General features: G+C 66.2%; 21 protein-coding genes. 7 read left to right on the top strand and 14 right to left on the bottom strand.

Annotation, left to right across the window (positions count from 1 at the left end; all coding sequences use genetic code 11):
* Positions 1-1143: an MFS transporter gene (locus tag CFB35_RS32765; RefSeq protein ID WP_059577851.1), complete on the top strand. Its 1143-nt coding sequence runs from the start codon at positions 1-3 to the stop codon at positions 1141-1143.
* Between the two features lie 108 nt (positions 1144-1251).
* Here the strand turns inward: CFB35_RS32765 and CFB35_RS32760 are convergent, their stop codons facing one another.
* The 3 genes from CFB35_RS32760 to CFB35_RS32750 all read right to left on the bottom strand — a co-directional run bounded on the left by CFB35_RS32760 (position 1252) and on the right by CFB35_RS32750 (position 5472).
* Positions 1252-2433, bottom strand: a complete 1182-nt coding sequence (locus CFB35_RS32760; RefSeq protein ID WP_059577854.1) for a fumarylacetoacetate hydrolase family protein — start codon at positions 2431-2433, stop codon at positions 1252-1254.
* Positions 2434-2464: 31 nt separating this feature from the next.
* Positions 2465-4246 carry an IlvD/Edd family dehydratase gene (locus CFB35_RS32755; protein WP_059577857.1) on the bottom strand — a complete coding sequence of 594 codons (1782 nt, stop codon included), beginning with the start codon at positions 4244-4246 and terminating at the stop codon, positions 2465-2467.
* A gap of 188 nt (positions 4247-4434) precedes the next feature.
* Positions 4435-5472 carry a LacI family DNA-binding transcriptional regulator gene (locus CFB35_RS32750; protein ID WP_081066637.1) on the bottom strand — a complete coding sequence of 346 codons (1038 nt, stop codon included), beginning with the start codon at positions 5470-5472 and terminating at the stop codon, positions 4435-4437.
* Between the two features lie 296 nt (positions 5473-5768).
* Between CFB35_RS32750 and CFB35_RS32745 the strand changes: the two genes are divergently transcribed.
* A complete protein-coding gene (locus tag CFB35_RS32745; protein WP_059577862.1) occupies positions 5769-7115 on the top strand; it encodes an MFS transporter in 1347 nt (448 codons plus the stop codon).
* Between the two features lie 207 nt (positions 7116-7322).
* Here the strand turns inward: CFB35_RS32745 and CFB35_RS32740 are convergent, their stop codons facing one another.
* Entirely contained in the window at positions 7323-8489 is a 1167-nt protein-coding gene (locus CFB35_RS32740) for a pyridoxal phosphate-dependent aminotransferase (RefSeq protein WP_059577865.1), read from the bottom strand.
* Positions 8490-8542: 53 nt separating this feature from the next.
* Here CFB35_RS32740 and CFB35_RS32735 point away from each other — a divergent pair, with 53 nt between their 5' ends.
* The 4 genes from CFB35_RS32735 (at position 8543) to CFB35_RS32720 (ending at position 12136) form a co-directional block, all read left to right on the top strand.
* Positions 8543-9193, top strand: a complete 651-nt coding sequence (locus CFB35_RS32735; RefSeq protein WP_226094207.1) for a GntR family transcriptional regulator — start codon at positions 8543-8545, stop codon at positions 9191-9193.
* A gap of 165 nt (positions 9194-9358) precedes the next feature.
* Positions 9359-9898 carry a YrhB domain-containing protein gene (locus tag CFB35_RS32730; protein ID WP_059577870.1) on the top strand — a complete coding sequence of 180 codons (540 nt, stop codon included), beginning with the start codon at positions 9359-9361 and terminating at the stop codon, positions 9896-9898.
* A gap of 764 nt (positions 9899-10662) precedes the next feature.
* Positions 10663-11127, top strand: coding sequence for a hypothetical protein (locus tag CFB35_RS34835; RefSeq protein ID WP_143328782.1), 465 nt, complete (start codon positions 10663-10665; stop codon positions 11125-11127).
* Between the two features lie 433 nt (positions 11128-11560).
* Positions 11561-12136 carry a GNAT family N-acetyltransferase gene (locus CFB35_RS32720; RefSeq protein WP_059577874.1) on the top strand — a complete coding sequence of 192 codons (576 nt, stop codon included), beginning with the start codon at positions 11561-11563 and terminating at the stop codon, positions 12134-12136.
* A gap of 282 nt (positions 12137-12418) precedes the next feature.
* Here CFB35_RS32720 and CFB35_RS32715 read toward each other — a convergent pair whose 3' ends face one another.
* Positions 12419-12994 (bottom strand): DUF308 domain-containing protein, encoded by a 576-nt coding sequence (locus tag CFB35_RS32715; RefSeq protein ID WP_059577877.1) that lies wholly within the window; start codon positions 12992-12994, stop codon positions 12419-12421.
* A gap of 288 nt (positions 12995-13282) precedes the next feature.
* On the opposite strand from CFB35_RS32715, the gene CFB35_RS32710 reads away from it, so the two are divergent.
* On the top strand, positions 13283-14758 hold the full coding sequence (locus tag CFB35_RS32710) for an HD domain-containing phosphohydrolase (RefSeq protein ID WP_059577879.1): 1476 nt from the start codon (positions 13283-13285) through the stop codon (positions 14756-14758).
* Positions 14759-14879: 121 nt separating this feature from the next.
* On the opposite strand, the gene CFB35_RS32705 is transcribed toward CFB35_RS32710, so the two are convergent.
* The 9 genes from CFB35_RS32705 to CFB35_RS32665 all read right to left on the bottom strand — a co-directional run bounded on the left by CFB35_RS32705 (position 14880) and on the right by CFB35_RS32665 (position 24587).
* Positions 14880-15179 (bottom strand): hypothetical protein, encoded by a 300-nt coding sequence (locus CFB35_RS32705; protein WP_059577882.1) that lies wholly within the window; start codon positions 15177-15179, stop codon positions 14880-14882.
* Between the two features lie 129 nt (positions 15180-15308).
* On the bottom strand, positions 15309-15617 hold the full coding sequence (locus CFB35_RS32700; RefSeq protein WP_059577884.1) for an EthD family reductase: 309 nt from the start codon (positions 15615-15617) through the stop codon (positions 15309-15311).
* 60 nt (positions 15618-15677) lie between these two features.
* Positions 15678-17159, bottom strand: coding sequence for an MFS transporter (locus CFB35_RS32695; RefSeq protein WP_059577887.1), 1482 nt, complete (start codon positions 17157-17159; stop codon positions 15678-15680).
* A 50-nt stretch (positions 17160-17209) separates the two neighbouring features.
* Complete coding sequence (locus CFB35_RS32690; RefSeq protein WP_059577890.1) at positions 17210-17806, bottom strand: TetR/AcrR family transcriptional regulator; 597 nt, start codon at positions 17804-17806, stop codon at positions 17210-17212.
* Positions 17807-18119: 313 nt separating this feature from the next.
* On the bottom strand, positions 18120-19577 hold the full coding sequence (locus CFB35_RS32685; protein ID WP_059577893.1) for an amidase: 1458 nt from the start codon (positions 19575-19577) through the stop codon (positions 18120-18122).
* A 36-nt stretch (positions 19578-19613) separates the two neighbouring features.
* Positions 19614-20846 (bottom strand): MFS transporter, encoded by a 1233-nt coding sequence (locus tag CFB35_RS32680; protein ID WP_059577896.1) that lies wholly within the window; start codon positions 20844-20846, stop codon positions 19614-19616.
* Between the two features lie 22 nt (positions 20847-20868).
* Positions 20869-21807, bottom strand: a complete 939-nt coding sequence (locus tag CFB35_RS32675) for a transporter (RefSeq protein WP_059577898.1) — start codon at positions 21805-21807, stop codon at positions 20869-20871.
* 78 nt (positions 21808-21885) lie between these two features.
* A complete protein-coding gene (locus tag CFB35_RS32670) occupies positions 21886-22896 on the bottom strand; it encodes a helix-turn-helix domain-containing protein (RefSeq protein ID WP_059577901.1) in 1011 nt (336 codons plus the stop codon).
* A 218-nt stretch (positions 22897-23114) separates the two neighbouring features.
* The gene (locus tag CFB35_RS32665) at positions 23115-24587 is read right to left on the bottom strand and encodes an NAD-dependent succinate-semialdehyde dehydrogenase (protein WP_059577904.1); all 1473 of its coding nucleotides are present in this window, start codon (positions 24585-24587) and stop codon (positions 23115-23117) included.
* Positions 24588-24614: the final 27 nt, after the last annotated feature.

The following is a 24614-nucleotide window of genomic DNA, read 5'->3' as shown; positions in this document are numbered from 1 at the left end:
ATGGCATCGACGCTCTCCATTGCGCACGAGCAGCCGGATGTGACGAACGACGCCGCACTCCAGCGCGCATTGCGCAAGAACCTCGTTCGCCTCGTCCCGCTGCTGGCAATCGGCTACTTCTTCAATTACATCGACCGGACCAACATCGGCTTCGCGGCGCTGACGATGAACAGCGATCTCGGTCTGACCGGCAGCCAGTTCGGCATGGCGGCCGGGCTGTTCTTCATCGGGTACTGCGTGCTCGAGGTGCCGAGCAATCTCGCGCTCTACCGGTTCGGCGCGCGGCGCTGGCTGGCCCGGATCATGATCGGCTGGGGGCTGCTGTCCGCCGCGTGCGCGGTCATCCAGGGGCCGACCAGCTTCTACGTGCTGCGTGTACTGACCGGGGCGGCCGAAGCGGGCTTCTTTCCCGGCGTGCTGTTCTACCTGTCGTGCTGGTTTCCGAAGGCATGGCGCGTACGGGTGCTCGCGTGGTTTCTGGTGGCGATCCCGCTGTCGTCGGTCGTGGGCGGCGTGCTGGCGGCGTTCATCATGCAACTGGACGGAACCGGCGGCCTCAAGGGCTGGCAATGGCTGTTCATCGTCGAAGGGTTGCCTGCGTGCGTGCTCGGCCTGGTGACCCTGCGGCTCTTGCGTGATCGGCCCGAGCAGGCGGAATGGCTGACGCAAGAGGAATCCGCGGCGCTGTCGGACGTGCTTGCCCGCGAATCGGCCGAGTTGCCGCAACGGAACTTCGGCGCGGTGCTTCGCGAGGTGCGGGTGTGGATCATGGTCGGCATTCTCTTCTGCTACTGGATCGGCATCAACGGCATCGCGATCTGGCTGCCGCTGATGCTGAAGGGGCACGGGCTTTCGACGTTCGCGGTCGGGCTGCTGTCGGGTGGTGTGCCGTACCTCGTCGCGGCGGTCGTCATGATCGCGTGGGCGCGGCTGATGGAGCGCCGAGGGCGGCACCTGCTGCATCTCGCGCTGGCGTGCGTCGTCTCCGCAGCGGGCCTGATGTTCGCCGTCGCGTTTTCGTCGCTGCTACCCGCGCTCGTCGGCATGGTGTTCGCGGTGATCGGGCTGAGCGCGGCCCGACCGGCGTTCTACAGCCTGCCGTCACGATATCTGACTGCGTCGGAGCAGGCGAACGGCACGTGACGCGCGTTCTATCGCACATGACATTGCGCGACTGCTTCAAGGGCGGATCATTGACCGCGATATCGTCACCGCGAGCAGCGCGCCGCTCGCGTGGCCTGTCTCGACGCCTCACGCAGCAAGCAGCCCGCGCGCGGCCAGATTCGCATACAGCGCGCGCACGCCGAAGGTCCACGGCGCGATCTCCGTGCAAAGCCGCACGGTGTTGACGAGCGCGCCGAGCGCGGGCGTCGAGATCGTCACGCGGTCGCCGAGGTGATGCGTGAATCCGCCGCCGGGCGCGTCGCGATCCTGGATCGGCGAGAACATCGTGCCGAGGAACAGCATGAAGCCGTCCGGATACTGGTGATGCGCGCCGCAGGTCTGCGCGACGAGGTCGGCCGGGTCGCGGCTGATCTCGCGCATGTGGCTGATGCCGTCGAGCACGAAGCCGTCGTCCGCGCCTTCGACGCGCAGCGACACGCTGCATTCCCGCACGCCATCGAGCGTGAAGCCATCGTCGAACAGCCGCACGAACGGGCCGATCGCGCATGAACCGTTGTTGTCCTTGCATTTGCCGAGCAGCAGCGCCGAGCGGCCTTCGATGTCGCGCAGGTTCACGTCGTTGCCGAGCGTCGCGCCCACCGGCCTGCCGTCGCTGGCCACGGCCAGCACGATCTCCGGTTCCGGGTTGTTCCACACCGACACGGGCAGCAGCCCGACGTCCGCGCCGAAGCCCACCGCGGACATCGGCTGCGCCTTGGAGAACACCTCGGCGTCCGGGCCGATACCGACTTCCATGTATTGCGACCACGCGCCGCGGCGCTCGAGTTCCGCCTTCAGGCGCATCGCCGCTTCCGAGCCGGGTACGATCTTCGACAGATCGGTGCCGATGGTCGACGCGATGGTGTCGCGTACCTCCCGCGCCTTGGCCGGATCGCCGCCGGCCTGTTCCTCGATCACGCGCTCGATCAGGCTGACGGCAAAGGTGACGCCGCACGCCTTGACGGCCTGCACGTCGCACGGCGCGAGCAGGTGCGTGGCGCCCGGCGTGCCGTCCAGCGCCGCCTGCAGCAGCGGCTCGACGCGGCCGAGCGATTCGCCGGGGGCGGTGCGCGCGACGGCAACGGCATCGGCGCGATCGAACAGGTCGGCGGTGGTCGGCGCGGTGCGCGTGATGTCGAACACTTCGCCGCCGCGTACGGCGACGACGCTCGGGCCCGCGTGGGCGCCGTCATCCCGCCAGACGCGGCCGATCAGCAGCGCGTGGGCGAGGTCGTGCGGCAGGCAATCGGAAACGGAAGGAGTACGCATGATCAGCTCGGCAAGATTGGGGGGCGGTGGGTCAGTGCGAATGGCGCGGGTTGCCGCGCTGCTCGATCACCTTCAGGTACAGCGTGGCCGGTTCAAGGCAGCCGCCGGTGGACAACTGGCCGACGAACCGGCGATAGAGTTCCTGCCACGGCGTTTGCGCCTGCGGCACGGTGAAGCTTGCAGTTTCGCGGCGGCGCGCGAGTTCGTCCTCGTCGACGAGCACGTCGACGCTGCGGCGATTCAGGTCCACGCGAATACGGTCGTTCGTGCGCAGCAGCGCGAGGCCGCCGCCCACCGCGGCTTCCGGCGACATGTTCAGGACCGACGGGCTGGCCGACGTGCCGCTCTGGCGCCCGTCGCCCATGCACGGCAGCGACGTCACGCCGCGCTTCACCAGCTCGGCGGGCGGCGCCATGTTCACGACTTCGGAACTGCCCGGGTAGCCGACCGTGCCGCAGCCGCGGATCACCAGGATGCAGCGCTCGTCGATGTTCAGCGCGGGATCGTTGATGCGGGCGTGGTAGTCCTCCGGGCCGTCGAACACGATCGCGCGCGCCTCGAACGTATTCTCGGCGCCCGGCTCGGCCAGGTAGGTGCGGCGGAACGCGTCGCCCACCACCGACATCTTCATGATCGCGCTGTCGAAGAAGTTGCCCGACAGCACCATGAAGCCGGCGCCGTGCTTGAGCGGCGCGTCGGGCGTACGGATCACGTCGCGGTCGGCGTCCTGCGCAGTGTCGGCGATTTCTCCGATCGCGCGGCCCGACACGGTCAGGCAGTCGCGCCGCAGCAGGCCGGCCGCATCGAGCTGGCGCAGCACGGCAGGCACGCCGCCGGCGCGATGGAAGCTCTCGCCGAGGTATTCGCCGGCCGGCATGCAGTTGACGAGCAGCGGCACGGCTTCACCGAAGCGCTGCCAGTCGTCCAGGCTCAGTTCGACGCCCATGTGGCGCGCAATGGCGATCAGGTGCGGCGGGCAATTGGTCGAGGCGCCGAGCGCGGACGCGACGACGATCGCATTCTCGAACGCCGCGCGCGTCATGATCTTCGACGGGCGCAGGTCTTCGCGAACGAGTTCGACCGCGCGCTTGCCGGTCGCGTAAGCCATCTGGCCGCGCTCGCGATAGGCCGCGGGAATGCTCGCGCACCCCGGCAGCGACATGCCCAGCGCCTCGGCGAGGCTGTTCATCGACAGCGCCGTGCCCATGGTGTTGCAATGGCCGATCGACGGCGACGATGCCGTGGTCAGCTGCATGAAGCCTTCGTAGTCGATCTCGCCGGCCGCGAGCAGGTTGCGCGCATGCCAGATCACCGTGCCGGAGCCGACGCGCTTGCCCTCGTGCCAGCCATCGAGCATCGGGCCGCCCGACAGCACGATGGCGGGCAGGTCGACGGTGGCGGCCGCCATCAGGCAGGCCGGCGTGGTCTTGTCGCAGCCGGTCGTCAGCACCACACCGTCCAGCGGAAAGCCGTGCAGGACTTCCACCAGCCCGAGGTAGGCGAGGTTGCGGTCGAGCGCGGCGGTGGGCCGGCGGCTTTGCTCGGCCAGCGGATGCACGGGGAACTCCATCGGAATGCCGCCCGCGTCGCGAATGCCGGCCTTGGTGCGCTCGGCGAGCTCGATGTGGTGACGATTGCATGGCGCCAGATCGCTGCCTGTTTGCGCGATACCGATGACAGGGCGGCCCGACTGCAGCTCCTCGCGCGTCAACCCGTAGTTCATGAAGCGCTCGACATAGAGCGCGGTCATGTCTGCATGCGCGGGGTCGTCGAACCATTCCTGGCTGCGCAGACGGCGGGGTGTGTGTGACATGGCAGGCTGTCTCCGAAGGGCCTTCTTGATTTTGCGTGCCGGATGGTACCGGTAACATCGTCTGGATGTTAGCACGGGTTTTTTGCGTCGCGGAAGGGATTTCGTGCGCGCGTCGCGAAGGTGTGGGGCAGGGGATCGGTGCGAAGCCGCGCATGTCGCGTGTCGGCACGCGCCCGGCCGTCGGCCGGTCAGGCGCTTTCCCGCGGGATGATCGTGTAGTCGATCTGGATGCTTTTCGACTCGGTCGGCCCGCCGCCGTCGCGCGCCTGCAATGCCGCCAGCAACGCTTCGCCCGTGCGTCGCCCGATGCCGTACGCGTCGACCGATACCGTTGTGATCGTCGGATGGCAGCATGTCGCCACTTCGAAATTCCCGAAGCCGGCCACCGCGATGTCGGCCGGCACGGCGAGCCCGCGCCGGTGACACTCCATGATCGCGCCGAACGCCGACATGTCGCTCACGCACATCACCGCATCGGTATCAGGCCATCGCTCAAGCAGCGCGGCCATCGCCGGTCCGCCGTGGCTCATCGTGATCGGCGATTCGCCCAGCCGCACGACGCGCGGCTCGCCCAGCCCCAACGCCTTGATCTCCGCCTGGTAACCCTTGAGCCGGTCCAGGCCGCGGCGATCCAGTTCGCTGGCGCCGACCAGAAAGCCGATGCGCCGGTAACCGCGTTCGGCCAGGTGGCGCACCATCGCACGGGCGGCGCGCACGTTCGAGAAGCCCACGGCGGTGTCGATCGGGTGCGTGGGCAGGTCCCACATCTCGACCACGGGAATCGCCGAGCGCTCCAATACCTTGCGCGTCGCATCGGTGTGCTGCGACCCCGTCAGCGCGATGCAGCGCGGCTGGTGCCTCAGCATCGAGCGCACCAGCCGCTCTTCGCGTTCCAGGTCGTAGTCGGTGTCGCCGAGCAGCAACTGAAGGCCATGCGGCTCGAGCGCATCGGTCAGGCCGCGCACGGTATCCGAGAAGTTGGAGCTCGACAGCGACGGCACCAGCACCGCGACGAATTCCGACCGCCCCGACGACAGCGCACCGGCGGCCGCGTCGGCCACGTAGCCGAGCTGGTCGATTGCCTCGCAGACCCGTGCGCGCGTCTCCGCGGCCACGCTGTGGCCGGCGAGCACGCGCGACACCGTCATCTTCGATACGCCGGCAAGGCGCGCTACGTCGGACATGCGGGGCGGCCCGGCGGGCCGGACGGCGGTAGGACTGGGCATCGGAATCGCGGTCGGGAGAAGGCTGGAAAGGCTACATCATACCGGTGCGGCATACCGTGCAGACCAGCCCACGCGTGCACGTTGCCGCCATGCCCGTACTAGGGAAACCACGCGTTCGGCGGCACTTGTACGTGCGTATCGCCGCGTGCTACCTTCGAATTTGTTACCGGTATCAGCTGCCGATCGCTCCCGTCGCCTCGTCGGCTTTTTTTTGCCACGGAATGTTATCGGTAACATCGATGCGTCAAACGCACTCGCCGGTACGAAGAAGACCTACACAAACTGGAGACAGACCGATGCCATCCCTAACGCAGGCCGCTGCCGCACCGGCCGCGGCCGACTCGTCCGAAGACGCCCTCTACCGCAAGGTCATGCGGCGCATCCTGCCGTTGCTGCTGCTGTGCTACGTCGTGGCCTACCTGGACCGCGTCAACGTGGGTTTCGCGAAGCTGCAGATGCTCGACGACCTGAGCCTGAGCGACGGCGTCTACGCGCTCGGCGCCAGTATCTTCTTCTGGGGCTATTTCCTGTTCGAGATGCCCAGCAATCTGCTGCTGCACCGCTACGGCGCACGCTTCTGGATCGCGCGGATCATGATCACGTGGGGCATCGTGTCGTCGTCGATGGCCTTCATCGTGCCGCTCGCGCAGTTCTTCCACGTGCAGACGACCACGATGTTCTACACGCTGCGCTTCCTGCTGGGGCTGTGCGAAGCGGGATTTTTCCCGGGCGTCATCCTGTACATGAACTACTGGTTCCCGGCGCGGCGCCAGAGCGTGGCGATGTCGGGCTTCCTGGTCGCGATCCCGCTGAGCCTGACGCTGGGCAGCGTGGTGTCCGGCTGGCTGATGGAGCAGACACACGGCCTGTCGGGCATGAGCGGCTGGCAATGGATGCTGCTGCTCGAAGGGCTGCCGTCGATCGTGGTGGCGTTCATCGTGCTGGCCTGCCTCGGCGACGGCCCGCAGTCGGCGAAGTGGCTGTCCGCTGACGAAAAGGCGGTGCTGTCGCGCAACCTCGAATCCGAGGCCGTGCACAAGTCGCACAGCATCGGCGCCGCACTGCGTAGCCCGCGCGTCTGGCTGCTCACCTTCATCCTGCTGACGTTCAATACCGGCTTCTACGGGCTGGCTTTCTGGCTGCCGTCGATCATCCGCGCGTCGGGCGTGCACAGTCCACTGCATATCGGAGTGCTGACGGCCATTCCGTATCTGACGGCCATCTTCGCGATGGTGTGGAACGCATCGCACTCGCGCAAGACCGGCGAACGCCGCCTGCATGCGGCGATTCCCGCGCTGATCGGCGGCGTCTTCCTGATCCTGAGCGCGGCGTTCGCGCAGAACGTGGCGCTATCGATCGTATTGCTGACCATCGCCACCTGCGGCATTCTCGCGCTGATGCCGATCTACTGGACCTTTCCGGGGCAGATTCTGTCCGGCACGGCCGCGGCCGCCGGCATTGCGCTGATCAACTCGGTGGGCAACCTGTCCGGCTTCACGGGGTCGATGATCACCGGCGTCGCCAAGCAAATGACCGGCAACATCAACAACGGTACCTATGCGCTGGGCGCCTGCCTGCTGGTCAGTTGCGTGCTGATCGCGTCGATTCCGCGCGATATTCTGCGGCCGCCGGTGGGGCGGTAGGGCGTTCGCCCGACGTTACGTCCGGCCCGGGTTGGGACATCGCACCGCCCCGGCGCCGGATGCATCACGCAACGTGGATTGTTACGCGCGGTACTTTCGCAAAAAAAACAGGATCTCGTGTGAGATCCCTCGACCGTCACACACGGAATTCCGGATACCTTCCGCCAGGGACGCTCGGTGCACTACGCAGCTTTCTCGTGGGCGCCGTCATGCGCCCTCCAGTGCGAAGCGCACCTTGTTCCCGAGCGTGCGCAAGCGCTCGACCGGTTCGTTCGCGAACACGAAACGGACATACGCGTCGCCGTGCGCAACGCCCCATCCGGTCATGGCCGTTGCACATACACCGTGGTTCAGCAACCGCTCCGACATTCGCGATCCAGTCAGGCCGAAGTCGGAGACGCGCAGCAGCATCGACCAGCCGCCCGCCGGCATGCCGAACGGGAGCCCCGACAGTTCGGCGGCGACCGTATCCCGCCGTCTCTCGAGTTCGCTCACGTAGCCAGGCAGATCGGATGCGGAATGTTCGAGCGCAACCGCCGCAGCCTCCTGGGCAATGCCGACCGGTACCACGACATTGGCGAGCGACACCGCCACGAGGTCGGGAATCAGCCATTCCGGCGCGACGATCCAGCCTACCCGCCAGCCAATCATGCGCAACTCTTTCGACGCCGCGCCGACCGTGACCGTGCGCTCTGCCATGCCGGGCAGGCCCGCGGGATGGATGACCGTGCGTCCATCGAAGAGCAGCCGTTCCATCGCACTGTCGAGGATCAACAGCAGATCGTTCTGCACACACAGGCTCGCGATCAGTTGCCAGTCGGACGCATCGAAGAAACCGCCCGACGGCATTGACGGAGACATCAGCAGCATGGCTCGCGTTTTCGGGCCGATCGCTGCGCGCAGCGCGGCCTGGTCCAGCTTCCATTCGCCGCCCGGCGTGAAGGCGAACGGTACTTGCCGAGGTACGCCGCCCGCAAGGCGGACGCGATTCAGCAGACCCGCGTACGTCGGATCGGTGACGATGACTTCGTCGCCGATCTCGACGGTGGCGAGCAGCGTGTTCAGAATGCCGGAGAGTCCGCCCGCCGACACCACCACCTGGTCGGCCGTGAAGTGCCGCCCCGAAAGCGCCGACACGTGGGCGGCAGCGCTCGCGCGCAGCCGATCCTGACCGACGAATGGCAAATAGGAGTTGGCCGAGTCTCGCTGGATTGCCGCGTGGGTAAAAGCGAGTGCCTCCGCAGTAGGCGGAATGTCGGTATCGAGATTTTCGAGTCGCAGAAGGTCGACGTCGGCATGATCGGCGATCGAACCCATGCGATCGACGCCGATTCCGGCGATGTGCCGCAGACGGGCAGGGCGGTGGTGGCGCATCGGGCCTCCGATTTTGTTACAATTTAATAGATAATATATGCATGGTGGTCGGGATGAATTTCGAAGTCAAGGAGGATCGCTCGCTGGCCGACCGGATCGCTGCCGCATTGGCGGACCGCATCATTTCGGGTGCCATCGCGCCGGGGGAGTGGCTGCGTCAGGATCACATCGCCGCTGAATTCGGCGCGAGCCATGTGCCGGTACGCGAGGCGTTCAGACGGCTGGAAGCGCAGGGGTTGGCCGTGGTGGAACCGCGACGAGGCGTGCGGGCGGCGCCGCTCGAGCCGGCGGACGTACTTGAAATGGCCAAGATGCGCGCTGCCTTCGAGGCGCTGGCGCTGCGCGAGGCGATTCCCGCTCTCGACGCAGGGGCGCTGGAGGAACTCGATGCGATCCTCGATCAGGAGGCGGCGGCGCGTGGCATAGCCGTGCTGGGGACGCTGAATCTGAGGTTTCATCGCGCATTGACCGCGCGGTGCGGGATGCCGCGGCTCATCGACGCGATTGGCGACATGCATCGGGCAAGCTCGCGGCATCTGTATGCGACGTGGCAGCAACTTGAGTGGCAGGATCGCTCGAACGACGAGCATCGGAACATCGTTCGGGCGATACGCGAGGGGGATGTGGACGCAGCGTGTGCAGTTTTGTCCGCGCACATTCTGGCTGCGGGGGATGCGCTGGCTCAGGCGTTGCGGAGCCGGTAGGGATGTGGGTCGAGCCGGGGGCGTCGACCGGTCCATGGTTTTTCTCGCGGTGATTTGGTTCACACTAGCGCGAAAGGTCTACACGCTTTGTGCTCTCCAACGCCGAGCGGCTGCTTCCCGCTGCCGAACTCTGACGGATCGTACACTCCACCACACTAACGACTGATGGAACTCACAGCCGAGCAAGCAAAGGAAGTCGCCCAACGTGCCATCACCAAGACAGTTGGGGAAGGCTGCGACGCGGTTGTTATCGACGAATACACTCAAGAGTTCGATGTTGGCTGGGTCTTCTACTATCAATCATCGCGCTTCCTTGAGTCAGGCGACATGAGAGATCGCCTGGCGGGGAATGCGCCATTATTTGTCAGTCGAGCTGATGGCCAAGCCACCTCCATCAGCTATCACAGGCCAATTGCCGAGTCGATCCGCGCCTACCGCGCATGCGGGGACACTAATGGTTATGAAGAGTCGCAGATTCGACTCATGCGATGGTCTGCCGGGGGGAACAAGGTTCAAGCGATACGGTTGATTCGTCAACATTCGCCCGTAAGTCTTGCGGAGGCAAAGCATGCGGTCGATCAATGTCTCGCCGGGCATGAGGTAGTGGTCGCAGTGAGGGACGTCGCATCGGCCAAGCAACTGGAGATCGACCTTGCCGAGGTCGGTCTCCATGGGGTTGTCATGTTTCGTAGTACCCGCCGATAGTAATCGGTCGACTGATGATCGATTACGCTCGTCCTGCAAGGACTGCGCGTCGCTGCGCCGTGGTCGGCCGCGTTCGGCCACGGGCGGCCAGTCGACAGTGAGATCAAGTATTGAGTCATTCGCTACTGGACGTCTAAAGAACCTCGTTGCAAGGACGATAATCGACATATCACCGCAATCAATTCCCTTTCTACGATGCCATCAATCTTAATGATCCATCCCACAATGCCGGAGCGGCGCGTGAAGCTCGGTTTCAACTGGTCTGCCCTGATATTCGGCATAATCTGGGCATACTCCGAAAGGTTGGTTGTTCAAGGAGGGCGGATGGCCGCTGTCGATGCCGCCTCCGGTCTCCTTTGTTCCTTTGGCCATCCGGCCCTTTTGATTGCGGCTTTGATACTCTTCGTGGCAAAGAACATCTACAGTGCCCGACATGGCAGCGCCTGGGTATGTCAGCGATTGCTGAATCAAGGCTACCGAGCGCTCCAGTAGTCATACATTCGACGCGCGGTGACGAGCCCTGAATTGAAGCTCCGTTCAGGGTGGTCGTAATTGTCCGCTCGGGTCGATCGGTGACGGTCGCGTGTTGCAGGACGGCGGCCGACCGTCGGCCTTTCGACCAGGTTAAGCCGTTCGACATTAGTGCCTGGATCGCCGACAATCGACCGCGCTGTCGCGTGATGGCGAATTAGTCGGGCGCCGAACTTAACCGCCGAGCGGCGATAGCGGTCGAAGCTTTCCGCCCAACAACCCTGGGAGGGCACATGGACGCGTTCAAGTTCGAGCAATATTGTTTCCTCCGCCTCTACGCTATCGACCTCGATACGGCCGTTCACACAATTAAGGTTCTTCGGCGCCACAAGCGAGCCGATGCTCAGTATCCCCTGCTCCGTGACATCGCAGTGACTTATGCACGGCCATTCTCAGGAAACGAAGGGAAAAAAATTAATAGACATCACCTTTCGACCCGACATGTTCCCGCAACAATGAGAGATCTTCACAGCGAACTTCTCCGTCTTCGGAAGGAGCAGTTTGCGCACACCGATCTGAAATTCTATCGCCCCAATATTTCAAAATTTCATGGTGAATTAAAATCGCGGTTTCCAATGTCACTAAAAAGCTACGACTATGAATCTCTTCTCAAGAAGCTCCCGGAGATCGAGTCACTAATTCACGCGGTCGACGACAGCATCCAGGCAGAGATGGCTGCATATGAAGCCAGCGTATAATATTCGTCCCTTGAGTATCTGCGTACTGTATTCACCGATTTTCTTCAGATTCACCTTCAGCCAAACTCTGAACTCAAACACTCATGATCTTATGAGTATTTTTAGGATATTCATCAACGAATCCAAACGACTCGATGACATCGCGAGCATCGCTGGCCAGTTCATACGATGTCGTGCTCAATGGCTGGCGACCTTATTGACTAAGGGAACAACGCAACGGGCCTACTTGAGTTTTCCTATGGTATCGACGCAATGTCGCATAAAGCTGGACCAGACGTTCGTCTGCTTTGTGGAGAATTGCGAGACTGCATCGGGTCGACTATAGCCCACCGCGTCGGGCTGAATCCGCAGCCAATACCGGACATTGGATCGGCGAGACTGAATCGGCGACAATCTATTGAAACCAAGTGAAACATCGACACAGGGGGCGCTGGTGTCCGTCAATGGAAGCGAAACGAAAGGCACATTTCCAACGCTGACAACTTCCCGGCTGTCATTGCGGGAGCTTTTGCCGAGCGACGCGCCGTCGCTGTTCGCGGTACATGGCGACGCTGAGGGTATGCGCTGGTTCGGTACCGATCCGATGACCGAAATAGGAGAGGCCGACAAGTTGATTCAGGTATTTGCCGACTGGCGGCGCAGTGGCTCCGGCGTCCGTTGGGCCATCGAGAGACTTTCGGACGGCCTTTTACTTGGTACGTGTGGCCTCTTCCGATGGAATCGAAATTGGCGAAGCTGCGCCGTTGGCTATGAGCTAGCTACGTTTGCGCGTGGCAAGGGGTACATGAACGAAGCGCTTTCTGCCGCGATCGATTACGGTTTCGACATGATGCAGATAAACCGTATCGAAGCCCAGGTTCACCCTGAGAACGCATCCTCTATACAAGTGCTGGAGACGCTCGGCTTTGTCCGGGAAGGGGATCAGCGTCAAGCCGGGTATTGGCATGGTGCCTATCACGATCTCCTGCGGTTTTCGTTGTTACGTTCCGATTGCGTACGTCGCGGCTAACGCGCGGGTCAAAGCCGTCGGCTTTGCCACATGAGCGACCGCTCCCCGAGCGAACCGGCTGACCGTTCCGGGGCGTTCAGACCCGTTCGCGTCGGCCACGACTGCCGTTCGCAGCTACGTGCAGGTCCTGCTGTGTCGGGGCCTGCACGCGGCTGCGAAATAAGCTCCGTTTTTCACCACTCCGATCATCCGCAGGAGCCCATGCTTTCCACAACGCGTGGCCTCGACCGCAGGCACAGCGATGCCGACCTGTGGAACGACATCTTCCTTTCGACCGCCGGCTCACGACACACTGCGCCGCATCCCCCGCACCTGCAACCAAATCGCGGATATCAGAAAATAAAGCGCACCGACTCCCGCGTATCCCGCGATCTTCACGATCGCGAGCGGCATCGGCGCGTGGCTTTGGATAATGAAGAACACCCCGGCCAGCGCCGATTGCGCACCGCTGAGGATCATCACCCACTGTGCGCCGGCATGCTTCCAGCGCCGCACGGCGGTGCCGAGTTGCAGCGCGCCGGAGAGAATCGCCCACACGCCGAACACCGCGAGTACCGTGGGCAGGCCCGCATTCAACGCGGGAAATACCGCCAGTGTCGTGACGGCGCTGATCGCGACGTTTACCGCCTGCGTGCGGTTTGCCGCCATCCCGCCGCTGCGAGAAAGGTCGACGAAATTGGCGAGCGCATCCCAGGCCGGATAAACGATCAGCAGGACCGCCGCGCCGGCCGCGCTTTGCCGGCCGACGGAAAACGCCAGCGCGACCCAGATCAGCGAGAACACCGCCCTGGAAAAGTAGTACCGTTTCAGCCATGGTTCGTCGGCAGGGGGATGAAATTCGGGGTAGCGGTCAGCCATTTGCACTCCTTCGTACATTGAATCGTCGTTCCGGCCGGCATGCAGGGTTTGCACCACGCAGATGCGGCGCCGACCGGATCTCCAGTGCGCCGAGTATCGCAATCGCCAGGGCCCGCCGCCATCGGTCAGATGTCCGATAGTGAAGTCCGCTGCCGGTTGTTTGCACCGATACGGGCGAACATCGTGCCGGGCTCGCCGCGGCGAGCCGCCGACGTGCGAGCGCATGCACGCCGCCACACCGTCGCGTATGATCGTTTTCCCGCCCTCGCGAATGTCTCCACCTGCCCAATGTCCGACGCCGAAGCCCGTCACGCCCCGCTGCGCATAGTCGACGCCGTACGCGCGCTGGCCTTCATCGGCGATCTCAGCATGGGCCAACCGACCGACCATTCGCCGCGCACCGGCTGGCTGGCCGCCCAGCTCGCGCACGCAGCACGATTCGACGCATCGGTGTGCGACACGGCTCGCGAGGTGGCGCTGTTGCGCTGGTCGGGCTGCACGGCGAACGCGGCGGGCTTCGCGCAGGTATTCGGCGACGACGTCGCGATCCGCGCCGCGATGCTCGAAAGCCGGCCCGGCATGGCCGAAGCGATCGGCGGCGCGGGTGTCGCGCTGATCCCGCTCGCGCAGATTCATTGCGAAGTCTCGGGCGAGGTCGCGCGAATACTCGGTCTGTCCAGCGCAACGGAAACCGCGCTGCGGCACATTTTCGAAACCTGGGACGGCAACGGGCTGCCCGCGCGGCTCGCGCGCGAACAGGTGCCGCCCGCCGTGTCAATCGTCGCGCTGGCGGGCGACCTCGACGTGTTCAGCCGCACGTACGGCATCGAACGGGCCCTCGAATTGATCGGCCAACGCGCGGGGTCATGCTATCCGGCCGTGCTCGTCGAGACGGCTGCGCGCGACGCATCGCGCTGGCTGGCGGCGCTCGAACACATGGCGCCCGCCGACCTGGACGCCGCATTGGCCACGCCGGACATGCAGGGCGCGACGTCCGCCGAATTGATTGCGGACGTCATCGATCTGAAACTGCCGTGGATGACGGGCTTTTCGCGGTCGGTCGCCGCGACGGCGGCCGCCTGTTACGGCCGGCTCTCGTCCGACGAGGCCGCGCGCGAACGCGTGTACCGCGCCGGGCTGATTCATGGCATCGGCAGGGCCGCGGTGCCGAACGACGTGTGGAATCTGCCGACGCGGCTGCCCGCGAGCGCGTGGGAAAAGGTGCGACTCGTGCCGTACTGGACCGAGCGCGCCGGCAGGCAGACCGGCGCGCTCGGCGAAGCCGCGGTGCTTGCGTCCTATGCCTACGAGCGGCAGGACGGTTCGGGCTATTTTCGCGGCGCGCGCGATGCGGCGCTGACGCTGGAAGCGCGTGTGCTGGCGGCGTCGCTCGCGTGGGTCGCGTTGCGCTCGGCGCGTCCGTGGCGCGCGGCGCTGAGCGATGCGGCCGCCGCCGGCCAGTTGCAGGAAGAAGCGGCGTGCGGCCGGCTATGCGGCGAAGTGGTGGCCGCGCTCGTGACGGGCGGCGCGCCCACGCTCCGGCGTGCCGCCACGCGCCCGTCGTCCGCCGGCCCGCGCCTGTCCGCGCGGGAAATCGACGTCCTGCGGGCGATCTCCCGCGGCGCGAGCAACAAGCAGGTCGCGCAGGCGCTCGCGATGAGTCCGAGCACGGTGCGCACCCATGTCGAGAAGGCGTTTCGCAAGCTCGAATGTTCGACACGCGCCGCGGCGACCCTCAAGGCATCGACGCTGGGGCTGCTCTGACGCGATCCGCGATGCGGACGCTTGCGTGTGTTTGCGCGGACAGACGGCCCGGCCGGTGCGGCCTTTGAAGCCCGCTCGTCCGATGGTTTATCCCGCGTGTCGAAAACGGCGGTTGCGCCGTTCAAGTCAGCCAGTCGTTCGCCCGTTTCCGCCGAGTCGTGGCCGTTGCGTCGGTGTCGGCCCAACCGTACCCCAACGCCGCGATCGCGAAGTAGACGGCACCGACGGCTTCGCACGAAAGCAGCGCGCCGGCCAGCGCCGTTCGCGCCCCACATGAGATCGTTCGCGACGGCGCGCCCGCGTGCTTTCCGCGACGCACCGCGATGCCGATCCGAAACAGGCCAGTCACGACGGCGAGCACGCCGAATGCACGGGGCAGGCCGCTCGCCAATTCGACGATGAAGATCTGACGTACCGACATTGCAGTCATCCTCCCGGTCAGTGTATTCGCGTGACGGTTGCCTATCCTGACACCCGGTCGTTCGCGGCGCTATCGGACAAGTGACCGATGGTGCCGGCAGAACCGATGCACGGAAGCGCGCGATCGCCGTTACGGCACCGGCGAGAACACGTCCGCGATGTGCCGATCGGGTTCGATGTCGGTGAACGCATCGATGTCGGCCATGACGTCTGCCGTCCGCGCGGATGCGAACGCGGCGTCCAGCGCGGCTCGATCCGTGAAGCGGCAGATCGCCACGACGATCAGTTCGCTATCCTCACGTGCCGGAAAGAAAGCGTCGACGTATTCGAGCCCGTACGGTTTCCAGGATTTTTCCACGAGTGGAATGTGTTGCTCGACGTAGTAACGTGAATCGAACCGCGTGCCCGCGGCTCGGCGATAGGAAACGACGAAATACATGCGGAACCTCCAGGTCGGACTGCCACAGCGATGAGTGCCGATACGTGCGACGACGGGCGACTACGGCCGTTCGCGTTCGGCGCTGAATGCCGGCCGGGGAGCAGCCCGCATCGACGTGTGCGCGGCGGGCGCGCGTGCGAGCGAGATGCCCAGCGCGGCGCCGACAGCGAGGAAAAACGAGATCGACAGGAGTGCGACGATGAACGCGTGCGCGATGGACGCCGGATCCTGGTGCGTGCCGAGCGTCGCATAAAAAATGCCGCCGATGATCGCCACGCTGAGCGACGTGCTGACCTGCAGCGTCGAACTGGCGATGCCGGCGATCATGCCGGACAGCGCCGGTGCGACGCGCCCGGTCACCATGCGCATCAGCGTCGGCAGTGCGAGGCCTTGTCCGAAACCGATGACGAAGAGAGCGGCGGCGAGCGGTGCGGCAGCGAGCGGCATTCCGACCGGCGTGGCGTCGATCAACCCTGCGAGGCCGACGAGCCCGACGATCTCCAGGCTGATGCCGAACGGATTGACGTAAGCGCCGATGACACGTGCACAGAAAGGCGTCGACAACGGGCCGAGCAGGAACCCCACGCCGAACGGCAAGAACACGAGGCCCGCGCTCAGCGCGTCGACGTGCAACGCATTCTGCAGATACACCGAGAACAGCAGGAAGAACGCGCCGATCGAATACAGCACCAGCGCGATCAGCAACGCGCGGCCCAACCCCGGTGCGCGCAGCGCGGCCGGGTCGAGCAGCGGTGCGCCGCCGCGGCTGCCCAGCCGGCGCTCGTAGCGCCAGAAGCACCACGCGAGGGCAGGCACCGCGAGCAGCGACGCCCATGCCCATACGGGCCAGCCTGCTTCGCGCCCCTCGATCAGCGGCACGATCAGCGCGCCCAGCGTCAGCATCGACAGCGCGGTGCCGCCGAGGTCGAGCTTGCGCGCATGCTGCGCACGCGTTTCCTTCAACAGCGGAATCCCGAACAGGACGACCAGAATCGCGAGCGGCAGGTTGACGAGGAAGATCGTGCGCCAACCCAGATTCAACAGATTCAGCGAGATCAGAATCCCGCCGAGCGCCTGCCCGACCACGGCGGCGAGGCCGAACACCGCGCCGTACAAGCTGAGCGCGAGCGGCTTTTCCGATTCGGGGAAGATCGCCTGGATCGAGGCGAGCGCCTGCGGCGCCATGATCGCGGCCGTCACGCCCTGCAACGCGCGACCGACGATGAGCGTCCACGGCGAATTCGCGAGACCGCACAGCGTCGAGGCGATCGCAAAGCCGATCAACCCGAGAAAAAACACGCGGCCGCGGCCGAACAGGTCGCCCAATCGCCCGCCGGTGATCAGCGTCACCGCGTACAGGCCCGCATACGACGAAATGACGAGTTGCTCGGCCGACGACGAGGCGCCCAGTTCCGCGCGAATCGACGGCAGTGCGACGTTGACGATGAAGAAATCCAGCGGCGGCAGGAACGCGCCGACGAGCAGAACCGAAAACATGGCCCAGCGACGCGGGTCGGGTGATACGGGGTCATTCCGTGACATGGACGGCTCTCCATACGGAACCATTCGGTTCCAAATTGGGTAAAAAAATATCAGTCGAGGATGCGCATCGTGCGGTCGACCAGCGCGAGCATGTCGCTTTCGGCCACGCCGGTTTTCCCCAGCACGCGCATGCCCTCGATCTGGCAGACGAGCAAACGTGCCAGCACCTGTTCGTCCTGCTCGGGGATCTCGCCGCTCGCCTGGCCGCGGACGATCGCGCCCGCATAGAGTTGCTGCAGGCGCCGGAACAGGCGCCCCGTGCGTTCCGCGACATCGGCGTCGCGCGCGGCCAGTTCGGTGGTCATCGCGACGGCGAGACATCCCCGCCGGCCCGCGTCGCCGACGGAGAGCCGCGCGTAGCGCAGCAGCGAGTCGCGAATCGCATTCTTCACGGGGCCCGGTTGCGACAGGATGTCCGCGGTCGCCTTGAGCCCGTCGGCCATATACAGATCGAGCGCCGCCAGCAGCAGCGCCTTCTTGTCGCCGAACGCCTTGTACAGGCTGCCGCGCGACAGGCCGGTGCCGGCGATCAGGTCGGGCAGGGACGCGCCTTCATAGCCGCGATCCCAGAAAACGTCCATCGCGTCGCGCGCGGCATCGCCAAGTTCGAATTCGCGGGGACGGCCCACGCCAGCGGGATTTGCCATTGATCGGTTTCGCAAACGATGCGGTGTCTGAAGTTTGATTCATTATATGGACCGATCGATTCCGATGTCAACGTGTGTATGTCGCCGGGCACGGCGATGGCCGCCCTCGCGGGCGGCCCGGATTCATCCGGATCAGTCGAGCCCGCCCTGGCACGGATTCCGGCACGGCCGCCGCCGCCGGTGGGGCGGTAGCGCGTTCGCGCGACGCTACGCTCGGCCGCGGCTGGCACACCGGCTGCTTCGACCACCGATGATCGTCGCACGCGAGGCTCAAACCCGGCTGCCGCGCACCTGTCGCTCGCCACCGAGCCGGTCACGCGCCCGACAGCCCGACGCACACCGGCGGGGCTCGATCGGCCCACGGCGCGGCGCGTTCGAGCTGAGCGGCGAGCGAGAACAGCAGCGACTCCGCGCCGAATGCCCCCGCGAACTGGCTGCCGATCGGCAAACCTTGTTCGTCCCAATAAAGCGGCACCGACATCGCGGGCTGGCCGGTCGCGTTGAACCACGCGGTGAACGGCGAAAACCGATGCGACCGATCGATGACGTCGCTCAGCGATTGCGCGTCGTCCACCGTCGCGAGGGCGGCTGGCGCGAGCGGCGGCATCGCGAGCGTCGGCGTCAGCAACACGTCGTAGCGTTCCATCAACCGGCCGAACGTCCTGCCCAACGCATGGATCCAGTCGACCGCGCTTGCGTATTCGGCGCCGCTCACGTTGCCCTTTTCGCGCAGGATGATGCGGGTGCGCGCCTCGATTTCGTCGCCGCGTACCGGCGCGTTTCGCTGAGCGCCGATCGTGTCGAGCAGCGCGCGCGTTTGCGCGCCGATGATCGTGAACACGTGGCCATAGAATGCGGCCGACTCGACGGGACTGTCGAGCGGTTCGACGTCATGTCCGAGCGAGCGCAGCAACGCGACGGTATGGTCCAGTGCGGCCCGGCATGCCGGATGAAGCGGCCACGGCGGCGCCTGCTCGATCACGGCGATTCTCAGCGGCCGCGGATCGCGCTGCGTGGCCGCGAGAAACGTGTCGGCCTGGTGCGGCGACGCATAGGGCGCGCCGATATCGGCGCCGGCGGTCAGGTCCAGTAGCGCGGCGCTGTCGCGGACCGAGCGCGTGATCGCGTGATTGATGCCCATGCCGGCCCATCCCTCGCCGATCATCGGGCCATTCGGCGTTCGGCCGCGCGTCGGCTTCAGCCCGAATACGCCGCAGCAGGACGCGGGCACCCGCAGCGAGCCGCCGCCGTCGTTGCCGTGCGCGAACGGCAGCACGCGGGCGGCGACGAGCGCCGCCGCGGCGCCGCTCGAACCGCCGGCGCTCACGTGCGGATGCCACGGATTGCGCGTGACGCCGAAACGCGCCGACGACGTGCAATACGACGTGCCCAGTTCCGGCGACAACGAGGTTCCCGCGATCGGTATGCCGGCCCGCCGCAGACGGGCCACGAGTTCGCCGTCGAAGTCCGGCCGGTAGTCGCCGAACAAAAACGATCCGTTCGACATCCGCGCGCCGCGCACGGGCATGAACAGGTCCTTGATCAGCGTCGGGACGCCGGCGAGCACGCTTTCGTGCCCGGTGACGGACGACGCGGCCTGTCTCGCCGGGTCGTCGAGTCGTTCCGCCACGGCATTCAGCGCGGGGTCGAGCGTATCGAGACTGGCAAGCACGGCGTCCAGCAATTCGGTCGGCCGTACTTCTTTTGCACGGACGAGCGCCGCGAGGGCGATGCCGTCGTGCGTGGCGATGAGCGTCTGAAAATCTTTCATGGGTCTAGGGTTCGGGAACGGGAAAACGTGAATGGGTCATGCGTCGTCGCGACGGCGAAGCGCCGGCAACAACCACGACAATGCGGCGACGGCCGTGCCCGACGCAATCGCGCACACCGCCGCGCGCAACCCGCCGAATGCCTGCGCACAGCCCAGCACGACGAGCGGGCTGACGAACTGGCCCAGATAGAGCGCGGCCGTGAAACCGCCGAGGCCGCGGCCGCGCATCGCGAGCGACAGCGTGCGCATCAGCGGCAGAATCGCATTGGGCACCAGCATGCCGCCGCCGAAGCCGTGAATCACGACCGCCACGACGATGGCCGGCACCGTATGCGCGCGGGCCAGCAAGAACAGGCCCGCCGCGAGCAGCGCCAGGAGCACGACGTTGACGAAGCGGCGGCCGAGCGCATCGCGCAACCAGGGCCACGCGATCGAACCGGCCAGCGTCGACAGCAGGCCGACGCCCGCGACCGCACCGATCATCGTCGACGAGCGCTGACCGATGTCGACCATCAACTGCGGCATCTGCACCGGCACCACGAACGAACTGACCATGCCGATGCAGATCAGTCCGTAGCCGACCGCGAGCGTCGGCGCGAGCCGGTTGCCGGCCGGCGGCGTGTCGCTGTCGGCCGGTTCGGCGGGCAGGCCGTCGCGCAGCGGTTCCCACAGCACGGTCGCAATCGCCGGCACGAGCAGGATCGGCAACAGGTACAGATAGAACGGATAGCGCCATGCGTGCTCGCCGGCCGCGCCGCCGAGCACGAAGAACACCGTTCCCACGATCCCGATCGTGACGACCTGCCGGTTCACGTAGCGCACCCGTTGTTCGCCATGCCAGTAATCGCCGATCAGCGTCGTGCAGCAGGTCATCACGCACGCTTCCGCCGCGCCGAGCGCGAGCCGGCACACAAGGATCGCGGCGAGGCTGTCGAGCCATGCCGGCGCCGCGCCGACGAGCCCATACACGAGCGTCGCGAGCAACAGCAACGTCTTGCGTCCGACGCGATCGGCCAGCCAGCCGGCGAGCGGCGCGCACAGCGCGATCGCGAGCGCGGGGCCGGTCGCGACGAGCGGGACGAGCGCGGCCAGCCGCGGGTCGGCCGGCACGAATTCCGCCGCGAGTTTCGGCAGGATCGGTGCGATCATGACCGCGCCCATCACGGTGAGACTGCTGCCGAGCAGCAGTACGGCGCCCTGGCGGGTACCGGCCTGTCGGGCGGTATGCGTATAGGCGGGCGCGGATTGCGTTGAGGAAAGCGGATTCATCGACGGCTCCCGAATCGGAACATCAGAACGACAGCGCGGCACGCAGCGCGACCTGGTAACCCTGCGCGCGGTTCTGCGCGCCGAATTCCTTGTACGCATGCAGCCAGACCGCGGGCTTGCCCGGCTCGACGTAGCTGATCGCCGGGCCCAGCGCATTCACGCGCGCACGGTTGCCGTCGACGTTCGGGCCGTGGTCGTTGCTCAACTGCCGCTCGATGTAGCCGCCCAACCCCGCCGTGAACGGGCCGATGTGCTGGCCGAGCGCGAATTCCTGGCGGAACCCGGTGCCGCTGCGATAGTTGGTTGCGCGGTTCGTCGTGTTCTGATCGATCTCGATGCTGGTCGAGATTTCGAATCCGCTATCGGTGATGTACGTCGCGCCGATGATGGGCGAGAAGGTCCAGTGGTTGACGCCGGGATTGAAGAGGCGGGTGGCGCGATACGCGCCCGTCGGCGCCTGCACTTGCAGGGCGACGTTGACGAACAGGTTCGGCGAGGTCCATGCGAGGATCAGCGGCTGGAAGTCCGCGTCGCCGATGTTGGTCGGATCGGCCGACATCGCGAGCGTGCCGGCCGGCGTCGGTACGTTCACGTGCCCGTTCAGGTTCAGGAACGGCACGACCGCACCGAAGCCGACGTTCGCGCCGAACAGTTTCGCGTTCGTCATCCGGATGTACGCCAGGCTCCAGGACGCGACCGTCAGCGAGAAGTCGGCGTTGCCGCCGTTGCGGATCGTGCGGGTCGAGTAGTACGCGAAGCGGGTGGCGAGCGTGCCGTTCGGCGTGGGCGGCGGCGTGATGCCCGCGCCGAAATCGAATACGCCGAACGGCGTGATCGGGCCGTCGTTTTCGAGCGCGTGGGCGTGCTGGCAGGCGAGCGTGGCCGCCAACGTGCCGATCGCGACGGCGGTGGTGCGTGTGCGGCAGCGCCGCACGCCGTGCGGACGTCTGAGGATTTCCATCGTGCCGTTCCCCGTACAGTTGAAATGTGTACGGAGTCTAGGAACGTCAAAATCCGGGGCGTTATCCGCTTTTGGTAATTATCGCGGTGGGCGTTTGAGCGTGTCGGACGGCAGTTCGCCGAACAGTTCCCGGTAGTGCGACGCGAACCGGCTCAGGTGCCAGAAGCCCCAGCGGCACGCGACATCGCTGACCGACGCGCTCGCCGGGGAATGTTCGCGCAGTTCGCGGCGCACCGCGTTCAGCCGCAGCACGCGCAGGTACCACGCGGGGTGCGTGCCGAGGATTTCCTCGAAGCAATACTGCAATTTGCGCCGGCTCGCGCCGACTTCGCGGCATACGTCCAGCACGGTCAACGGAACATCGGGCCGCGCCGCGACGAGCTCGCGTACGCGATCGACGACGCGGTGCCGCGCGGACGGCTCGAGCCGGACGGGGCGACCGGCCGCCTCCATCGCGTGCACGAGTTCGACCAGAATGGCGTCGCGCAGCGACTTGCCTGTGTGCGGCCGCGTGAGCGGGCGCTCCGGCGTATCGGCCGCGTCGAAGCCGGCCATCAGCAACGAGGTCAACACGTGATGGCGCGCGGCGGGCACCCGCAGGATGCGGGTGTCGCCCGACGATACGCGGTCGCCGTCTTCGTCCCGATCGCCGAGCCACGCCAGTCGGTGCAGCGTGTCGTTGGGCACCGTCAACAGCACGACGTCCTGATGGTCGGGCGTGCGCAGTTCCGGCAGCGCGGTGCCGCCGGAGACGAGCAGGGCCTTGTCGCGCAGCGGCGCGCCGCCGCAGAAGCCGGCGCCAGCGGTTTCCAGCGGGATGCTGAACGACGTCCTGCCGGCGCATTGGTTGCCGCGCTTGAGCAGCGCGCGGTTCACGCGTTCGCGCAGCAATTGCATGCCGTCGAAGCGGATTTCGTGCAGCGTGCCGCGGAACGGCCCGGGCGACAACTGATCGAGCCGGATCGACCAGCCGTGCGTGCATTCCGCGTGGGTATCGACATCCTCGCTGGCGAAGCGCCGGATCAACGGCAGCGCGTCAGGCGCGGTGTCGGCAAGGCTTGCGGCGGACGACAGCGGAGCGGAATGCATGGCGAGTGCGGCGGTGGACGAGGCGTCCGCCGACAATGCGCACACAAATTCCGGTTGGCAATGCGTTTTTACCCGGGGCGGCGGGTACGACTCCGCCGGGGACGACGGGGTGACGCGTCGCGCACGCATGATTCGGCATGGCGCTCGCACCGGCCGCCTCGTTGCACCCACACCCGCAAGGACACGCCAACGGGAGCGGAACGCGCGGCGACCCCGGTTCAGTCGAGCCCGCCCTGGCACAGATACTTGATCGACAGATAATCGTCGAGGCCATAGCGCGAGCCTTCGCGGCCATAGCCCGATTCCTTCACGCCGCCGAACGGCGCGGCCTCGCTCGCGAGCGCGCCTTCGTTGATGCCGACGATGCCCGTTTCGAGCCGTGCCGACACGCGCGCGATGCGCCGCACGTCCTGCGTGTAGAAATACGCGGCGAGCCCGAACGGCGTGTCGTTCGCGGCATCGACCGCTTCGTCCTCGGTATCGAAGCGGAACAGCGCGGCGATCGGGCCGAAGGTTTCCTCGCAGGTGAGCTGCATGTCGGCGGTGGCGTCGGCGAGCACCGTCGGCGCGTAGAAGTTCGCGCCGAGCGCGGTCAGGCGCTTGCCGCCCGTCAGCACGCGCGCGCCGCGTTCGACGGCATCGCCGACGTGGCGCGCGATCTTGTCGACCGCGCGCGCGTTGATCATCGGGCCGATCTGCGCGGCCGGATCGGTCGCCGGCGCGACCTTCAGCGCGGCCACGCGCGCGGCGAGCTTCCGCGCGAACGCATCGTAGACGCCGGCCTGCACGTACACGCGATTCGGCGACACGCAGGTCTGCCCGCCGTTGCGGAACTTGGCGGCCATCAGCCCGTCCACCGCGGCATCGAGCTCGGCGTCGTCGAACACGATGAACGGCGCATTGCCGCCAAGCTCCAGCGACAGCTTCTTCAACGTCGCCGCCGATTCGCGCGCGAGCAGCTTGCCGACGGGCGTCGAGCCGGTGAACGTGATCTTGCGCACGCGGCCGTCGGCGAGCCAGTCCGCCGCGGCGTCGATGCCGCGTTCGCGCGACGCGGTGATCAGGTTCAGCACGCCGGCCGGCACGCCGGCTTCCTGCGCGAGAAACGCGAGCGCGAGCGCGGTCAGCGGCGTGTCCTCCGCCGGCTTCGCGACCACCGTGCAGCCGGCCGCGAGCGCGGGTGCGATCTTGCGCGCGATCATCGCGAGCGGGAAATTCCACGGCGTGATCGCGGCGACGACGCCGATCGGCTCCTTCACCGCGCTCAACCGCTTGCCGCGCTGCTGCTGCGGGATCAGGTCGCCATACGTGCGGGTCGCTTCCTCGGCGAACCACAGCACGTACGACGCGCCGTACGCGACTTCGCCGCGCGCTTCGGCAAGCGGCTTGCCTTGTTCGCGCGACATCAGCTTCGCGAGATCGTCGGTGTGCGCGACGATCGCCGCATGCCAGGCGCGCAGGATCGCGGCGCGTTCGCGCGCGGGCGTCGCGCGCCATGCGGGCAGCGCGCGTGCCGCTGCATCGGTCGCCGCGCGTGCGTCGGCGGCGCCGCTGTCGGGTGCGTGGGCAACGGTCTCGAGCGTCGCCGGATCGGTGACGTCGAAGCGGCGGCCGTCGTGCGCGTCGCGCCACGTGCCGTCGATCAGGTTGGCGGAGCGCAGGAGTTCGGTGCGGGTCAGCGTAAGCGGCATGGCAGGTCCTTGGATGAGGCGGTTCGG

Source organism: Burkholderia sp. AU16482 (genome assembly GCF_002223285.1).
In the GTDB taxonomy this organism is placed as follows: Bacteria; Pseudomonadota; Gammaproteobacteria; order Burkholderiales; family Burkholderiaceae; genus Burkholderia; species Burkholderia semiarida.
This window is presented reverse-complemented; position numbering and strand designations above follow the sequence as displayed.

Excerpts from the sequence above, each read along its gene's own strand:
- CFB35_RS32680 (WP_059577896.1), bottom strand. The coding sequence starts at position 20,846 with ATGAATCCGCTTTCCTCAACGCAATCCGCGCCCGCCTATACGCATACC.
- CFB35_RS32710 (WP_059577879.1), top strand. The coding sequence starts at position 13,283 with ATGTCCGACGCCGAAGCCCGTCACGCCCCGCTGCGCATAGTCGACGCC.
- CFB35_RS32755 (WP_059577857.1), bottom strand. The coding sequence starts at position 4,246 with ATGTCACACACACCCCGCCGTCTGCGCAGCCAGGAATGGTTCGACGAC.
- CFB35_RS32670 (WP_059577901.1), bottom strand. The coding sequence starts at position 22,896 with ATGCATTCCGCTCCGCTGTCGTCCGCCGCAAGCCTTGCCGACACCGCG.
- CFB35_RS32690 (WP_059577890.1), bottom strand. The coding sequence starts at position 17,806 with ATGGCAAATCCCGCTGGCGTGGGCCGTCCCCGCGAATTCGAACTTGGC.
- CFB35_RS32695 (WP_059577887.1), bottom strand. The coding sequence starts at position 17,159 with ATGTCACGGAATGACCCCGTATCACCCGACCCGCGTCGCTGGGCCATG.
- CFB35_RS32745 (WP_059577862.1), top strand. The coding sequence starts at position 5,769 with ATGCCATCCCTAACGCAGGCCGCTGCCGCACCGGCCGCGGCCGACTCG.
- CFB35_RS32750 (WP_081066637.1), bottom strand. The coding sequence starts at position 5,472 with ATGCCCAGTCCTACCGCCGTCCGGCCCGCCGGGCCGCCCCGCATGTCC.
- CFB35_RS32675 (WP_059577898.1), bottom strand. The coding sequence starts at position 21,807 with ATGGAAATCCTCAGACGTCCGCACGGCGTGCGGCGCTGCCGCACACGC.
- CFB35_RS32705 (WP_059577882.1), bottom strand. The coding sequence starts at position 15,179 with ATGTCGGTACGTCAGATCTTCATCGTCGAATTGGCGAGCGGCCTGCCC.
- CFB35_RS32735 (WP_226094207.1), top strand. The coding sequence starts at position 8,543 with ATGAATTTCGAAGTCAAGGAGGATCGCTCGCTGGCCGACCGGATCGCT.
- CFB35_RS34835 (WP_143328782.1), top strand. The coding sequence starts at position 10,663 with ATGGACGCGTTCAAGTTCGAGCAATATTGTTTCCTCCGCCTCTACGCT.
- CFB35_RS32685 (WP_059577893.1), bottom strand. The coding sequence starts at position 19,577 with ATGAAAGATTTTCAGACGCTCATCGCCACGCACGACGGCATCGCCCTC.
- CFB35_RS32760 (WP_059577854.1), bottom strand. The coding sequence starts at position 2,433 with ATGCGTACTCCTTCCGTTTCCGATTGCCTGCCGCACGACCTCGCCCAC.
- CFB35_RS32730 (WP_059577870.1), top strand. The coding sequence starts at position 9,359 with ATGGAACTCACAGCCGAGCAAGCAAAGGAAGTCGCCCAACGTGCCATC.
- CFB35_RS32765 (WP_059577851.1), top strand. The coding sequence starts at position 1 with ATGGCATCGACGCTCTCCATTGCGCACGAGCAGCCGGATGTGACGAAC.
- CFB35_RS32740 (WP_059577865.1), bottom strand. The coding sequence starts at position 8,489 with ATGCGCCACCACCGCCCTGCCCGTCTGCGGCACATCGCCGGAATCGGC.
- CFB35_RS32715 (WP_059577877.1), bottom strand. The coding sequence starts at position 12,994 with ATGGCTGACCGCTACCCCGAATTTCATCCCCCTGCCGACGAACCATGG.
- CFB35_RS32700 (WP_059577884.1), bottom strand. The coding sequence starts at position 15,617 with ATGTATTTCGTCGTTTCCTATCGCCGAGCCGCGGGCACGCGGTTCGAT.
- CFB35_RS32665 (WP_059577904.1), bottom strand. The coding sequence starts at position 24,587 with ATGCCGCTTACGCTGACCCGCACCGAACTCCTGCGCTCCGCCAACCTG.